Origin of the sequence: Peteryoungia aggregata LMG 23059 (assembly GCF_030814435.1) — a bacterium.
GTDB classification, from domain to species: Bacteria; Pseudomonadota; Alphaproteobacteria; order Rhizobiales; family Rhizobiaceae; genus Allorhizobium; species Allorhizobium aggregatum.
In genome coordinates this window covers 124,054-138,515 of sequence record NZ_JAUSUW010000011.1, presented here as the reverse complement: position 1 = coordinate 138,515, position 14,462 = coordinate 124,054, and the positions used below count along the sequence as shown (strand labels likewise).

The following is a 14,462-nucleotide window of genomic DNA, read 5'->3' as shown; positions in this document are numbered from 1 at the left end:
CGCGCCTCGCGCGGGCTTGCGGGCGCATGCCCGCCATGCGGATCGAGGCATCTCTCTTATGTCTGCGGATCATGGACTGAGCCCGGCGGCCCTTTAAGGCCGGCGGTCATGTCCTGCCGCGATGCTCCCGATCAGTCGAAACGCCGCAGCGCAAACGGCTGCGGCGTTCCGGCTCAAGCTCTAAGGTCAGTCACTCGATCAGTTGCAGGCAGCAACCGAACCGGCGGCAACACCCTGGCAGGCTTCTTCCTTGGAGATCCAGCCAGCGTCGATGACGACGTTGAGGTTTTCCTTGGTGATCGGCAGCGGAGCGATGAAGTAGGAGTTCATTTCGACGCCCTTCGGGCCGCCGGAGAACTTCACGGTGCCTTCGACTTCGTCCATCGTCTTGCCAGCGGCGAGAGCGGATGCGATCTCACCAGCCTTCTGGCCGAGAACGCGGCTGTCCTTCCAGACAGACACGGTCTGAGTGCCGAGAGCAACGCGGTTCAGAGCGGCCTTGTCGCCATCCTGACCGGAGACCGGAACGGCACCGGCGAGACCCTGGGCTTCGAGCGCTGCCACAACACCGCCGGCCATGCCGTCGTTGGACGATACGACTGCATCGACCTTGTTGTTGTTGGCGGTCAGGAACTGCTCCATGTTCTTCTGAGCAGCTTCCGGCTTCCAGCCGTCGGTATAGGCTTCGCCGACGTTCTTGATCTTGCCGGCGTCGATGGCTTCCTTCAGGACTTCGATCTGGCCCGAATAGAGGAAGTCAGAGTTCGGGTCGGTCGAGGCGCCCTTGATGAAGACATAGTTGCCTTCCGGCTTCGCCTTGAACACTTCGCGAGCCTGCATGCGGCCCACTTCCTTGTTGTCGAAGGTGATGTAGTAGGCGTCCGGGTTCTCGATCAGACGGTCGTAACCGACGACCGGGATGCCTTCGGCAGTGGCCTTTTCGATGGCCGGAGCAATGGCTTCCGAATCCTGGGCCAGAACGATCAGGGCGTTTGCGCCCTGGGCGATCAGGCTTTCGATGTCGGTCAGCTGCTTGGCGGCAGACGTCTGAGCGTCGGCAGAGATGTACTTGTTGCCGGCGGCTTCAAGCGCTGCCTTGATCGCGGCCTCGTCCGTCTTCCAACGCTCTTCCTGGAAGTTCGACCAGGAGACGCCGACGGTCAGACCTTCGGCATTGGCAACGGAATGCAGGCTCACGATGACGGCAGTTGCTGCCATCAGCTTCATAACGGATTTCATTTTTAAAACCTCCCAAGGTGAGAGCGGACCGTCGGAAGACCTCCCAACCTACGACCCGCTGCGAAACTGCCCTTACCCCATGGACCCCCGTCCAATGGTTTTTCTCGACAGTCGAGAAAATAACTGGCAGAAGATTCTCACGCTGTCAACACGGGCCGGAAGCGTCTTGCCAAGACAGTGACCAAATGCTTTGGGAGGAGCATGCGGTGGACCATACAAGAGCGGGCGACAAGCCCATGACGACTGCCAGTCCGAGGGCGAGCACGGAGGCCGTTCGCCACCAGAACAACGGGCTTGTGCTGAAGGTGCTGCGGCGCGAGGGGCCGCTGGCGCATACCGATCTGTCGGCGGCGACCGGGCTTTCCTCGGCGACCGTTTCGGCAATTACCTCGCATCTCGAGAAAAATGGTCTGCTCGATCGCCGCGAGGTGGCCAATGCCGGCCAGCGCGGCCGACCGCGCGTGCTGTTTGCCCGCAGGCGGGACGCAGCCCATGTGATCGCGGTGCGCATCTCCTCGCATGCCGTGCAATATTCGCTCGCCGATTTTCGCGGCACAATGATCGACCGGTTCGAGGAAGCGCGCGAACAGGGGCCTGAAACGCCGCAGCATTTCCTCGACGGATTTCGGGGCGCGATCGCCCGGTTGATCCAGCGCTCGCGCCTGCCGGCCTCGGCGATCTCGACCATCTCCATCTCCAGCAAGGGGCTGGTCGACCGCGAAGGGGCAAAGCTCCTGTGGTCGCCGGTCTTCGGCTACCAGGAACTCGATTTCGAGGCAGCACTTTCCGATTTCGCCGCCAGCCGCATCCATCTCTTCAACGAGAGTCTGCTGGTGACCCATGCGCTGGCGCTTCGGCTGGAAAAGAATCGCAGCGGCCCGCTTGCCTCGCTCGCCACGCTGTCGCTCGGCCATTCGATCGGGCTCGGACTGGCCTATCGCGACCAGCATGGCGATCTCGAAATTCGGGCACCGAATTTCGGCCACATGCTGCATGCCGATGACGGCAAGCTCTGTCGTTGCGGGGCGATCGGCTGCATCGAGGCGTCCGCCGGCTTCTACGGCATCCTGCGCATGGCGTTTGAAGTGCCGCCGGACACGATCCCGGCGAAGTTCGTGCCGCTTGCCGAGATGGAAAAGATCGCCAGCCGCGCCCGCCAGGGACACCGCGCCTCGCAATATGCCTTCCGGCAGGCGGGGCTGGCGCTCGGCCAGGGGCTGTCGCGCATGCTGAGCCTCGCCGAAGAGACCATGCCGATCGCGATCACCGGCCCCGGCACACGCTTCATGGACCTCCTCACGCGCGGTCTCGACGAGGGTCTGGCGCAATCGCAGCATGTGCGGGTGCGCGGCGCGCCGGAGATCCTGATCATAACGGAAGAGGAAACGCTGGTGTTCGAGGGGCATGTTGACAGGGCGCTGACTGAGATTGATCAAGATTTGGGTGGGTGAAGGTGCGTGCCGCATTCGTTTGCTTGCCGATTCCTCCGCAAGAGTGACTCCAAGGACTTTTTGTAGTAACAAAAATGTCGAGCTGCTTTCGATGCGAAGGAGCAACTGGACATGAATAAAACTGTGACCAAGGTCGACTTGTCGGACATTGACGACGAGGCGCCTGATCTTTCGACCAGCCCTTGGGTGGAGAAATTCCAGGCGGCAACGGTTCGTAGCGGTCGACCCAAAAGCCCCAAGACAAAGGTCTCGACAACAATCCGCCTCGACCAGGACGTGATCGACGCCTTTCGCGCCGAAGGTCCAGGCTGGCAGTCGCGGATCAATGCGGTGTTGAGGGACTGGCTGCGGACCAAATCCTGATTGCCCCTCGACGAAGACGAGCGATCTCCGTGATCGACTGGGCCGCATGGTGCATTTTCGAATCGACGCTTGCGAAAAGCTCAGGCATAGCAGCACGCAATTCACGTTTTGACGCGCCGGCGGATATTCGCTGTGCCCGCGTCATCCGATCTGCGGCCTGGCCTCAAGACTGGGACGGCTGCGATCGGTATTGTCCGGAGAGAGACCCCGATGATCAAGATCATGGTATTGCTGCATGCGGCGCAAGGCCGGGACTGGCAGACGCCACCGAAGGGCACGAGCCTGAAGACCCTGGCCGAGGCTGAGGAACAGGGGCTGATCGAGATCCGTGGCGAGTTTCAGAAGCGCCAGTTCCGGCTGACGACGCGTGGCTTTTCGACCGTCGAACACGACCGAAAGCGGCTCGCGACACGCCACAGCTGATTGCGGCCTCGCGCGGGTCGCTCGCCGCTTGAACGGCGGACGCCTCAGCCCTACCCTCCTTCAAGGAGGACGCTTCATGACCGACGCAATCGCATTGCAGGATGAGGATGGGCCCAAGGACGGGCCGCAGGCCCATGTCTTCGATGCCTATGGCACGCTGTTTGACGTGCATGCGGCGGTGCGCCGGCATGCCGAGATAATGGGGCCGGACGCTCCGGGCTTTTCAGATCTCTGGCGGATCAAGCAGCTTGAATATACCTGGGTGACGAGCCTCATGGGACAGTACCGGGATTTTTCTGCGCTGACCGAAGACGCGCTCGACTTCTGTCTCGCGCGGTTTCCCGGTGTCGACAGCAGCCTCCGGGCCGATCTGCTCGACGCCTATCACCGGTTGGAGTGCTTTCCGGAGGTGCCTGACGTGCTGACCGGCCTGCGGCAGAGGGGGCAAGGATCGCCATCCTCTCCAACGGCACGCCGCGGATGCTGGAAGAGGCGATCGAGGCTGCCGGCCTTGGCGGGTTGATCGACGAGGTCTTCTCGGTCGATGCGCTGAAGATCTACAAGACCGCGCCGGCGGCCTATGGGCTTGTTACCTCGAGCCTGCGGATCGCCGCACCCGATATCGCCTTCCAGTCCTCCAACCGATGGGATATCGCCGGCGCCAAGGCCTTCGGCTTCACCTGTCACTGGATCAACCGCTCCGGTGCGCCGGACGAGTATGGCGATTTCCCGCCGGATACGGTGTTGTCCTCGCTTGCGGGCCTGCTGGACATCCGGTCATGAGAGGCATGTGGATGCGGATCAGACATTCCCGCACGGGCGAAGGCGGCGGCTTCCGGTCTGACGGGATCTTTCCTGACCGCCAAGAATGACTGCCCGACCATGGCGGAATGCCGGTCTCATCGCTATAGAGGCGGCCATGAACAGGCGCTGAAGCGCCGCCGAACACGAAAGAGACACGAAGACATGACGAAGACCTGGAGCAAGCCGGTGATCCTGCACGGGATCGGCGAAGACGGCGAGGATGTGGTGGTCGACTGCTCGCTCGGCGCCTCCTGGGCGCTGATCGAGGACTGGCCGGAAGAAGAGAGCGAGGCGCTGGACAAAGCACTCCTGGTGCTTGGCGCGGTGGCCCAGGGCAAGGCCAAGGAAGAGGACGGGCGCAAGGCGCTGATTTCGGCGGCGATGGCAGCCGGGGTGAAGTTCACCGCCTGACACGCCCTGGCGATTGCGCGGAATTCCAGCATCACGGCCCTTGCGCCGCCGGTTCGACATGCGATGATGGCCCCATCTCATTCCGAAACCATTTTGTCCTTCACCTCTCGATACGTGCAATTCATGTTCAATCTCGCCGAAGAGCGCCCCTTCCATCTGCAGATCAACATCGCGGCGGCCATTTCGGTGGTGATCCTGCTGTTCGGCAGGCTGCTCCAGCCGGAGACCGGGGGGTTCGGCAGCCCCTCCCATCTGGCGAGTGTCGGCCTGCTGTGCATCTGCTGGGCCGTTCTCGTGCGGACGCGGCGGGACGTAACGTTCCGGATCTTCGGGCTGCTCGGCATCGTGGTCTGCGCCATCGCCTTCCGCATGCTTCTGAGCAAGCTCGCCCCGCATGGAGACTATTGGCGCTTTCTTGTCTTCGCGCTGATCCTGGTCCACGGCGCCGTGCTCTTCTCGCGGATCCGCGACTATGTCGTGGTGGCCATGCTCAGCGGCGCAATCTCGTTCGCTGGTCTGGGCTCCGACTATTTCGCTGCCGCCGGCTATCCGGAATTCGTCATCGCCACGGCGGCGGCATCGGTGATCGGCGTCATGCTGAACATCATCGTCATGTCATCCTACAAAAGGTTGTACGAGGCCAAGGAGGGTTACAGGCTGCTGTCGAGCACCGATCCCCTGACAAGGCTGTTGAACCGGCGGGCCTTCATGGCGCGGTTCGCCGAATTGCGGATCGAAGACAGCGCCCTGCCGCTGCATCTGGCGATGATCGATCTCGACCATTTCAAGCAGATCAACGACACGCATGGGCATGAGCGTGGCGATTCGGTGCTGCTCGCCGTGGCCGACTGCCTGCAGCGGCATGTGCCCGGCATGGCCGGGCGGTTGGGCGGCGAGGAATTCGCCATCCTGTTTTCCGAAGGCAGCAGAAGCGAGGCATTGCAGCGGCTGGACACGTTGCTCACCGAGGTGCGCATGCTCGATATCGACGGGGTAAGCCTGACCTTCAGTGCCGGCCTCGTGACGGCAGGGGCGGAGGAAGAGGCCGGCCTGGCGCTGGCACGGGCGGATGCGGCGCTTTACCAGGCGAAGGCGGCCGGGCGAAACCGGATCGTATCCGCTGACGTGGCGCCCGTGTCCCGGGACGACAATGTCAGGCCCTTCCCCCGGCAACGGGTTCCGGCAGAATAGCGTCGCTCGTGCCCGAGCGTCACATCAGGCCGAGCGTCACCGCCGCCAGCACCGCATAGCGCCCGGCCTTGGCAAGCGTGACGAGCGCCAGAAAGGTGAGGAAGGGCGTGCGCAGCACGCCGGCGACCACCGTCAGCGGATCGCCGATGACCGGCACCCAGGAGAGCAGCAGCGACCAGATGCCGAAGCGGCGATACCAGGCCTCGGCGCGGGCGAGCTTGTCTGCGGATACGGGGAACCAGGGCCGGTTGCGGAAGTGCTCGATGAAGCGGCCGAGCAGCCAGTTGACGACGGACCCCAGCACATTGCCTGTTGTCGCGACGAGAAGAAGCACGGGGAGCGACTGGTCGCCAGCGAGGATCAGGCCGACAAGCACGGCTTCCGACTGCGCGGGCACGATGGTCGCGGCGAGGAAGGCAGCCAGGAAGAGGGCGAGATAAGCGGCAAGAGCTGTAATCACGCAGCCGGTCTAGCCTGCGCACCTTGCTCTGGCAATGCGCAGCAGGCCGGGAGGGCGCCGAGATTGATGGGCGCGTTGCCGCCGACGCTTCGTGTTGCGACGCCCGAGACGTCTCAGAGATGAAAAGGCCGTCATGCAGCGTGGGACGATGCATGGCGGCCCGATGGCCCCCGGGGGCGGGCCATCGGGACTGTGCCGGATCAGACGAGGCGGCGGGCGGCCTGCTCGATACGGTCGTCGTGTTCGACCGCATCGGCATCGATCACGTGGTGGCCTTGGACGCGTGCGCCGGGTTGGAGGCCCTCAGGCCCGTGTTCGCGCACCTGATGCGGTGCCGGCGTGGTGATCGCACCATGGTTCGGGTCGTTGACATCCTGGCCGCGCACGCCGTTCTCATCTGCCACGGGTTCACCGGGCGCGCTGCGGGTCTCGCGCTCGCGGCTGGCATCGGCGATCAATCTGTCGAGTTCGGGCCGTGTCATGGCGCTCAGATCGAATTGCTGCATAGTGGCCTCCCTGTTCGTCCGCTGGATGAAGCGTGTTCGCAGCATCAACGCGCGAGCGGGCGAAAGGTGCCGCAGGAGAGCCGGTGCATTGCAACCGACCGGCACGGCGGGCGTTGCGTTCGGCAAGGAGACAGACCATGGAATTTGCCAGCATCATGCATGTGATCACGCGTACGATCGAAGCCGTGGGCGTGTCGGTGATCGTGATCGGGATCGCGGTGGCGGGCTGGGCCTATCTGAGGGCACCACGCACGCTTTCCTCCTATGGCGAGCTGAGGGCCGGCATGGGCCGGGCGATCCTGCTCGGGCTGGAACTGATGGTGGCCGGCGACATCATCAATACGGTGGCGGTGGAGCCGAGCCTCAATTCGGTGCTGGTGCTCGCCATCATCATTGTCATCCGCACCTTCCTCAGCCTGTCGCTGGAGGTCGAGATCTCCGGGCGCTGGCCCTGGCAGGGCGTGCGCGGCGAGCAATCCGTGCATCACGGCAAAACGGGGCCGGTGGAAGAGAAGGGCGAGCGCGTCTGAAAGAGGCGTCTGTCGTCTTTGTGGGGCGGTTTCACCGGGCCGCGCGAGGCGGTCGGCCGCCACCTCGGCGCCTTGATGATGCTCAGCGTCCCATCGCTTTCCAGCGCAACGGCTTCGATGAGGGCGATGCCCGGTTCACTCCTCACCCTACCCTCCAACCAATGCCGGGTCCGGCTCGTTCCCGACCGCCGGGATGATGCGATCGGCGTGGTGCCGGGCAGGTTGCAAAGCACCCTGCAACCTGCTTTATGAACAGGCACTTAAATATTTTCACGATGGCATTGGAGGACGTATGGCCTTGACGGTCTGGGGTCCCGATATGGTGTTGCGCTGGTTCCGGACCATCCAGATCGGAAGCGTCCTGTTGCCGATCATCGGCTGCCTGATCTGGGGGGCAATCGCCTGGCGCGACCAGCGGGCCATCGCCACGGATCATGCGGTCGATACCGTGGAACTGGTGCGCCAGTATTCGCAGCGACTGCTGGAAACCCAGACGGTGAAACACCGGGCCGCACAGGCCCGCGCCGCGACGGAACCCGAAGGCTTCCTACGCTCCGAAAGCTATCACCGTTTCCTGACGCGCCTCGATACGGCAGACCCGAACGACTATGGGCTGGCGGTCGTGGCGCTGGACGGCACGGTGCTCGCGTCCAGCCAGCAGTTTCCCGCTTCCACCCGTTTCGGGCAGCGCGACTATATCGATGCGATCCGGGAGGGGGCCGCGGTCTTCATCGACCGGATCAAGCTGCAGCCGGGCGATGAGGACGCCATTATCGTCGCCCGCCCCTTTGTCACCGACAGCTTTCGCGGCCTGATCGTCTCCTCGATGGCGACCGAAAGCAGCCGCAGCTTCCTCGACAGCATCACCACGCGAGAGGGGGAATCGGCCTCGCTGATGCGCGACGACGGCAAGCTTCTGGTGCGGCACGAGCCTGGCGAGCCCGTCTGGCTGCCGGAGGATACGCCGGCGCGGCAAAGCCTTACCCGCGCCAGTTCCGGCACCTATGAGGTGGTCGCTATTTCCGACGGCGTACGGCGGATCTACGCTTACAACCGGATTGGCGACCTGCCGCTGGTGGTCAATTTTGGCGTGCCGACAGAGGCGATCCTGACGGCGACCGTGCTGAACTCCCTGCCCGTCTGGATCCTGATGCTGGCCATGGGTGCCTTTACGCTGATTGCCTCGGCGCTCGCGCGGCGCAGCGTGGAGGCGCAGATGGAGGCCGAGCTCAAGGCGCTGAAGCTCGCCGAGGCGCAAAGCCTGGCGCAGCAGCGGGCCGAACTGGTGCGCGAAATGAACCACCGGGTGAAGAACAATCTCGCCCTGGTGACGAGCCTGATCAATATCCAGGCGCGGCGCGGCAGCTTCGATCCGCAGGACCTGCAGCGACGGATCCAGGCGCTGGCGGAGGTGCATGACCTGCTCTATCGCTCGAACCACGGCGAACGGATCGATCTCGGCACGCTGCTGGAGCGTGCCTGCGACCCGGAAACCCTGGTGCCGGAGGACAGCCGGATCTCCCTGCAGACAAGCCTGCCCGAGGGCATGTTGATCCCGGCCGACCGGGCCTCGCCTCTCGCGCTCGCCGCGCTCGAACTCGTCACCAATGCCGTGAAACACGCCTTTGCCGGACGGGACCAGGGGATCATCCGCCTGGTTCTGGCAGAGACCGGGGACGGCCAGGCGTGCCTGACGGTGGCCGACGACGGGATCGGCATGGCACAGGCCTCATCCCGCCGCTCCGGCACCGGCCTGGTCGATGCCTTTGTCCGGCAGATCGACGGCGAGATGACGCGGGCCTCCGACCACGGCACGACCTACACGATCCGCTTCACCCTGTGAGGGATGCCGGCCGGGGCTGCCTCCTGCCTCCCCCTTGCGTCTCTCTGCCTTCTGCCCTCGCCCGTCGCTTCTCAGCTATTTCCCCCCATCTGTCTCTCAGACGCTCATCTTCTCCTTCGGGTGCGGGCTGTCTTCATAGGCACCCCAGACAGACTGGTCGAAATTGATCGTGGCGCCGGTCATCAGTCCGCTTTCTTCCGACGACAGATAGGCGCAGGCGCGCGCCACTTCGGCCGGATCGACGAGGCGACCGAAGGGCTGGCGGGCGGCGGCCTGTTGCAGCCAGTCATCGGGCGCGCCGTGATGTTCGCGCTGGATGCGGTCCTCGCCGTCGCTCGCCATCCAGCCGATGTTCAAGGCATTGCAGCGGATGCGGTTTTTCAGAAGGCCGAAGGCGACGTTGCGGGTCAGCGTGTCGAGCGCGCCCTTGGAGGCGCAATAGGCGGCGATGAAGGGCTGGCCGGCCATCGCCGACATCGAGGAGATATTGACGATGCTGCCCTCGATGCCATCGCGCAGCATCAGCTTCACCGTCTCCTGGATGAGGAAGAAGGGGGCGCGGGTGTTGATCGCGAACATGCGATCAAACAGCGCCTCGTCGGTATCGAGTATGGTGCCGCGATCGGTGATGGCGGCGACATTGACCAGGGCATCGATGCGGCCGAATTTTTCACCCGCAGCGGCAATGACGGCGCGGCAATCCGCGACCTGGCCGAGATCGGCGGCGACGAAATGGACCGGCGTGCCATACCGCTCCGCGATCTCGCGCGCCTTCGCCTTGCCCTTGTCGCGGCTTCGCCCGCAGATGACGAGGCCGCCCGCACCCCGCTCGGCAAACAGGCGGGCGACTTCTGCGCCCAGCCCCTGCGTGCCGCCGGTGACGACGGCGATCTTGTTGTCCAGTCTGCCCATGCTGTTGCCTCCCGATGGCCGTGATTCCTCAAGGCTTATCCTGATGGTTTCGGGAGGGCGCGCAAGGGCGGCAGGGTCAGTCGTCGCGGCGGATCATGCTGGAGATGGCGGCAGCGGCGATGAAAATCGAAATATCAATCCATTAAAAGTAGCATCACCGTTACGCGCAACTTGACAAAAAACCATCCAAGCTGAATAATATTTACCTAATTACTCAATTCAAATTGTCTCCATAACCGCTGCGGCAAGGAAATACCTTTCTGCGGCCCAATATTATGCTTGCCAAAATGACCGATATATCGGGCTCGTTTGGCAGCTATACGCCCATGAATGATGCTAAATCGGGGGCAGGCAATGTCGAAGATCTTTGCAATCACCCATGATGGCGCCCCGCAGAAGAGGGGCAACAAGTGGTTTGCTCAGGAAGCAAGCAACGCAGAGCCCTTTATTGTCGGCTATACGGTACCTTTTTCAGATGGCGATGGAGACCACAGGGGGTTGTCACAGACCAAAGTTGCGAACCAACTGCCGCAATTGATGTACAATAGGCATCAGGCCGCGACCACGATCGGGCTCTGGGCTCATTTTGCCTGGCCGACCATCATGGGGGAAAGCGGGGGGCGTCATCTAACAGTGAACACGTATGATCGCGCCCGGTTTACGTTTGGATTCTATCAACTGGCAGCCCACACGCCGAACGACAATCTAATCCTTCTGTTCCGTGAATTGCTGTCGCAGCCCGATGCAGAAGATTACTTTCCCGACCTCACTCTGAGGAATGGCGTCGTTCACCAAGTGCTGCCAGGCGGGTCACTGGCATCGCTCGAAACCGTGACAACCGTCAATCGACCGAACGGCAAAATCGAGAAACAGATCCTCGGCTTTATGAACTATCTGAATCCGGACACGGCTAACGCTGGCGAACGCGAAGCATTGAATGCCGCCAAACTGATGCATTGGCTGATGAACCATCAAACCGCCGTTGATGCCTCTGTCCGGGTCTCCATGCAAATCATGCGGCGAAAGGTGAAGTCGGCCTCCAGCAAATATGGTCTCGCAGGCCAACGCCCTGAGTTGGCGATCTGGGTTTCCGACATCATCCACCAGTCGCGCGGCGGCCCCGAAACAATCAAGGCGGCGCTCAAGGCCAATACATTTGAAACAAAGCTCGACGCGCTCTTTCAGATCGGCGCACCCGATTATGAAAGCCGGCGAAAACTCGTGCGCCAGAACATAGAGACACTGATCTCAGAAAACAGGTTCGCCGGCGTGTTGCTGGGCGATTCCAAACTACCGTTGGATTGAGGATCACACGATGTCGATACACAGCGCATTGATGGAAATAGCACTTCGCGAATGGACATTCTTCGGCAAGGACCTCGGGCGTAGCGACAAGCTTGTCGACGGCAAGAACAAGGAAAGGGTGCAGCCTTACTGCGACCGTGTCGGCGACTACTGGCTTTCGATCAGCAGCACCGACTATGCCCGGCTTGTCAAAGACCACGACCCCATCCGCAAGAAACTCGACGGGGAGACGCGGCTTCCATGGTCCGCGGCGTTCATATCCTATTGCATGAACATGGCCGGGGCCGGCAACAAGTTTCCCTATTCATCCGGCCATGCTGCCTGGATGATACGGGCCGCCAAGAATAGAGCAGCCAACAAACTCTCCGCTCCCTTGGTCGCCTACAGGCTCGGGGAAAAGGCGCTGAAGGTCGGGGATCTCATTGCAAGGCCCCGCGGCGGTGGCGCCAGTTCAGTCACTTATGACAATCTCGCAACCCAGGGCTGGTTTGAAAGCCATTCCGACATTGTCGTCGGCATCAACCTTGCCGAAAGAGAGGCTTATGTCATCGGCGGCAATATGGGACAATCCGTGGGGCAGGCCACCGTCAAGATCGATCAAAAGGGTAGCCTGATCGATCCTGACGGGTGGATTGTTCACATAGAGAACAATATCTGAGGTAACCCGCAGAGGCCCGGCAATTGTGGGCGTTCCACCGAGGAAACGCCCACGTCTCGTCTCAGACGAACTGGCTCAAGCCCGGAACCGAGGCCACAACCTCGTCCACCACATCCGCACCCGCATATTCGCGGGCGACGGCCATGGTTTCCTTGGCGAGCGTCGAGATTTCGCCCATGCCGAGGCCTTGCGACATCAGCTGCTGGCCGAGGCCCATGATGCCGCCGCCGCCGATGGCGCTCATCAGGCCGCCGAGCAGGCCGCCGCCGCCTGTACCTTCGCCGTTATGGGCGGCCACCAGTTCCATGGCGCCGGGGATGGCTTCGATCATCTTGGCGACCGGCCCGTCAGCGGCTTCGCGCTGCAGGAAGCCGAGCATCATGCCGAGCGCCGTTTCGGCCTTTTCCGGGGAAATGCCGACATTGTCGGCGATACGGGTGACGATTTCGCTCATTCTCGAAGTCCTCCTGAGGCGATTTTGACGTTAACGTCAACGTAATGGATGTTCACGGTGAACTCAAGCGGTCCAGCCCTGGGGTGACAAAAATTGCCGGGGACAGGACGGACCTGGCAGAGCACCCGAAACCGCCTTGACGCCAACGACCGTACCAAGGTGAGACATCCGACCGTTGTCGATGTTCCACAGTCCTCCTATAAGAGCAAGCTCAAGTCTTGATGACGCAGGGAGAAACGTCCGCATGCTGCAAGAAGGTTCGCTCTATCTCGGCACCAGCCGCAATCCGGACGACAGCCTGAACAAGGCGGAATATCTGGCGCTGAAATATGGCAATCGCCATGGCATCGTGACCGGGGCCACCGGCACCGGCAAGACCGTGACGCTGCAGGTGCTGGCGGAAAGCTTTTCGGAAGCCGGCGTGCCGGTGTTTGCCTCCGACATCAAGGGCGACCTCTCGGGCATCGCGACCATGGGCGAGCCGAAGGACTGGATCACCCAGCGCGCGGAGCAGATCGGCTTTACCAATTATGCGCCCTCCGAATTTCCCGTGATCTTCTGGGATCTCTATGGCGAGAAGGGCCACCGGGTGCGCACGACGGTGGCCGAGATGGGGCCGCTGCTGCTCTCGCGATTGATGAATGCCTCGGAGGCGCAGGAGGGCGCGCTCAACATTGCCTTCAAGATCGCCGACGACGGCGGCTTGCCGCTGATGGACCTGAAGGACCTGCAGGCGCTGCTCACCTATATGGCAGAGCATGCCACCGAGCTTTCCAGCCAGTTTGGCCTCATCTCCAAGGCTTCGATCGCCACGTTGCAGCGAGGCTTGCTGATTCTCGAGCAGCAGGGCGCTGAGAATTTCTTTGGCGAACCGGCGCTGAAAGTGACCGACATCATGCGCACGACGCATGACGGGCGCGGGGCGATCTCGATCCTTGCCGCCGACAAGCTGATGATGAACCCGAGGCTCTACGCTACATTCCTGCTCTGGCTGCTCTCGGAACTCTTCGAGGAACTGCCGGAAGTCGGCGATCTCGACAAGCCGAAGCTCGTCTTCTTCTTCGATGAGGCGCATCTGCTGTTCAACGATGCGCCGAAGGTGCTGATCGAGCGTGTCGAACAGGTGGTGCGGCTGATCCGCTCCAAGGGCGTCGGCGTCTATTTCGTCACGCAGAACCCGCTCGACGTGCCGGAAACGGTGCTCGCCCAGCTCGGCAACCGCGTGCAGCATGCGCTGCGCGCCTATACGCCGCGCGAGCAGAAGGCGGTGAAGACGGCCGCCGATACCTTCCGGCCGAACCCGGCCTTCGATTGTGCCGAGGCGATTACCCAGCTCGGCATCGGCGAGGCGCTGGTTTCGACGCTGGAGGCCAAGGGCATCCCCTCCATGGTCGAGCGCACGCTGATCCGCCCGCCCTCGGGCAAGGTCGGCCCGATCTCCGACAGCGAGCGGCAGAAGGTGATGAACCTGTCGCCGGTTGCCGGCCAGTATGACGTCGATCTTGATTCGGAATCGGCCTACGAGATCCTTTCAGCCCGCGCCAGGAAGGCCGCCGAGGCAGAGGCGGCCCGCAAGGCGGCAGAGGAGAAGGCAGAAGGCGGCGACAGCGCGGCAGGTCGCTGGACGCTTCCGGGCTTCGGCGACGAGCCCAAGGAGACATCCTCAGGGCGCAGCACGACGAAACGGTCCAGTGGCTATCAGCGCGAAACCGTGGTTGAGGCGGCGATGAAGAGCGCGGCGCGCTCTGTCGCAACCTCTGTCGGGCGGGCGCTGGTGCGCGGCATCCTGGGCAGCCTGCGGCGCTGACCACGCCTATTTTACGCAAAACACAAGAACTGAGTGACGAAAGCTCACCCTTTTGCACCAGTTTTTGTTCACCTCCGTGCAACCATCCCTGATATATAGTGCATC

The 14,462-nt window shown here is 62.5% G+C and carries 15 protein-coding genes and 1 pseudogene; 11 read left to right on the top strand and 5 right to left on the bottom strand.

Annotation, left to right across the window (positions count from 1 at the left end; genetic code table 11):
* Positions 1 to 198: 198 nt before the first annotated feature.
* Positions 199 to 1,239 carry a D-xylose ABC transporter substrate-binding protein gene (gene xylF, locus J2045_RS18060; RefSeq protein ID WP_307375329.1) on the bottom strand — a complete coding sequence of 347 codons (1,041 nt, stop codon included), beginning with the start codon at positions 1,237 to 1,239 and terminating at the stop codon, positions 199 to 201.
* Positions 1,240 to 1,475: 236 nt separating this feature from the next.
* Between xylF and J2045_RS18055 the strand changes: the two genes are divergently transcribed.
* The 6 genes and pseudogenes from J2045_RS18055 to J2045_RS18030 all read left to right on the top strand — a co-directional run bounded on the left by J2045_RS18055 (position 1,476) and on the right by J2045_RS18030 (position 5,882).
* Complete coding sequence (locus J2045_RS18055) at positions 1,476 to 2,690, top strand: ROK family transcriptional regulator (RefSeq protein ID WP_307375326.1); 1,215 nt, start codon at positions 1,476 to 1,478, stop codon at positions 2,688 to 2,690.
* A 111-nt stretch (positions 2,691 to 2,801) separates the two neighbouring features.
* Positions 2,802 to 3,053 (top strand): BrnA antitoxin family protein, encoded by a 252-nt coding sequence (locus J2045_RS18050; protein ID WP_307375322.1) that lies wholly within the window; start codon positions 2,802 to 2,804, stop codon positions 3,051 to 3,053.
* Between the two features lie 210 nt (positions 3,054 to 3,263).
* Positions 3,264 to 3,476 (top strand): hypothetical protein, encoded by a 213-nt coding sequence (locus tag J2045_RS18045; protein ID WP_307375319.1) that lies wholly within the window; start codon positions 3,264 to 3,266, stop codon positions 3,474 to 3,476.
* Between the two features lie 76 nt (positions 3,477 to 3,552).
* Positions 3,553 to 4,259: pseudogene (locus J2045_RS18040) on the top strand (haloacid dehalogenase type II).
* Positions 4,260 to 4,442: 183 nt separating this feature from the next.
* Positions 4,443 to 4,691 (top strand): DUF982 domain-containing protein, encoded by a 249-nt coding sequence (locus J2045_RS18035; protein WP_166602840.1) that lies wholly within the window; start codon positions 4,443 to 4,445, stop codon positions 4,689 to 4,691.
* 123 nt (positions 4,692 to 4,814) lie between these two features.
* Complete coding sequence (locus tag J2045_RS18030) at positions 4,815 to 5,882, top strand: GGDEF domain-containing protein (protein WP_307375316.1); 1,068 nt, start codon at positions 4,815 to 4,817, stop codon at positions 5,880 to 5,882.
* A gap of 19 nt (positions 5,883 to 5,901) precedes the next feature.
* Here J2045_RS18030 and J2045_RS18025 read toward each other — a convergent pair whose 3' ends face one another.
* Together J2045_RS18025 and J2045_RS18020 are read right to left on the bottom strand one after the other, a co-directional pair.
* Entirely contained in the window at positions 5,902 to 6,339 is a 438-nt protein-coding gene (locus J2045_RS18025) for a YqaA family protein (protein ID WP_307375390.1), read from the bottom strand.
* Positions 6,340 to 6,542: 203 nt separating this feature from the next.
* Positions 6,543 to 6,848 (bottom strand): hypothetical protein, encoded by a 306-nt coding sequence (locus tag J2045_RS18020; RefSeq protein ID WP_307375314.1) that lies wholly within the window; start codon positions 6,846 to 6,848, stop codon positions 6,543 to 6,545.
* A gap of 137 nt (positions 6,849 to 6,985) precedes the next feature.
* Here J2045_RS18020 and J2045_RS18015 point away from each other — a divergent pair, with 137 nt between their 5' ends.
* The gene (locus J2045_RS18015) at positions 6,986 to 7,378 is read left to right on the top strand and encodes a DUF1622 domain-containing protein (protein WP_307375312.1); all 393 of its coding nucleotides are present in this window, start codon (positions 6,986 to 6,988) and stop codon (positions 7,376 to 7,378) included.
* A gap of 292 nt (positions 7,379 to 7,670) precedes the next feature.
* The gene (locus tag J2045_RS18010) at positions 7,671 to 9,221 is read left to right on the top strand and encodes a sensor histidine kinase (RefSeq protein WP_307375310.1); all 1,551 of its coding nucleotides are present in this window, start codon (positions 7,671 to 7,673) and stop codon (positions 9,219 to 9,221) included.
* A 96-nt stretch (positions 9,222 to 9,317) separates the two neighbouring features.
* Here the strand turns inward: J2045_RS18010 and J2045_RS18005 are convergent, their stop codons facing one another.
* Positions 9,318 to 10,133, bottom strand: coding sequence for an SDR family oxidoreductase (locus J2045_RS18005; protein WP_307375307.1), 816 nt, complete (start codon positions 10,131 to 10,133; stop codon positions 9,318 to 9,320).
* 354 nt (positions 10,134 to 10,487) lie between these two features.
* On the opposite strand from J2045_RS18005, the gene J2045_RS18000 reads away from it, so the two are divergent.
* Positions 10,488 to 11,438, top strand: a complete 951-nt coding sequence (locus tag J2045_RS18000) for a hypothetical protein (RefSeq protein ID WP_307375304.1) — start codon at positions 10,488 to 10,490, stop codon at positions 11,436 to 11,438.
* Between the two features lie 10 nt (positions 11,439 to 11,448).
* Positions 11,449 to 12,096 (top strand): DUF2272 domain-containing protein, encoded by a 648-nt coding sequence (locus J2045_RS17995; RefSeq protein ID WP_307375302.1) that lies wholly within the window; start codon positions 11,449 to 11,451, stop codon positions 12,094 to 12,096.
* 61 nt (positions 12,097 to 12,157) lie between these two features.
* Here the strand turns inward: J2045_RS17995 and J2045_RS17990 are convergent, their stop codons facing one another.
* Positions 12,158 to 12,550, bottom strand: coding sequence for a hypothetical protein (locus tag J2045_RS17990; RefSeq protein WP_307375300.1), 393 nt, complete (start codon positions 12,548 to 12,550; stop codon positions 12,158 to 12,160).
* 244 nt (positions 12,551 to 12,794) lie between these two features.
* On the opposite strand from J2045_RS17990, the gene J2045_RS17985 reads away from it, so the two are divergent.
* The gene (locus J2045_RS17985) at positions 12,795 to 14,357 is read left to right on the top strand and encodes a helicase HerA-like C-terminal domain-containing protein (protein ID WP_307375297.1); all 1,563 of its coding nucleotides are present in this window, start codon (positions 12,795 to 12,797) and stop codon (positions 14,355 to 14,357) included.
* Positions 14,358 to 14,462 lie beyond the last annotated feature (105 nt).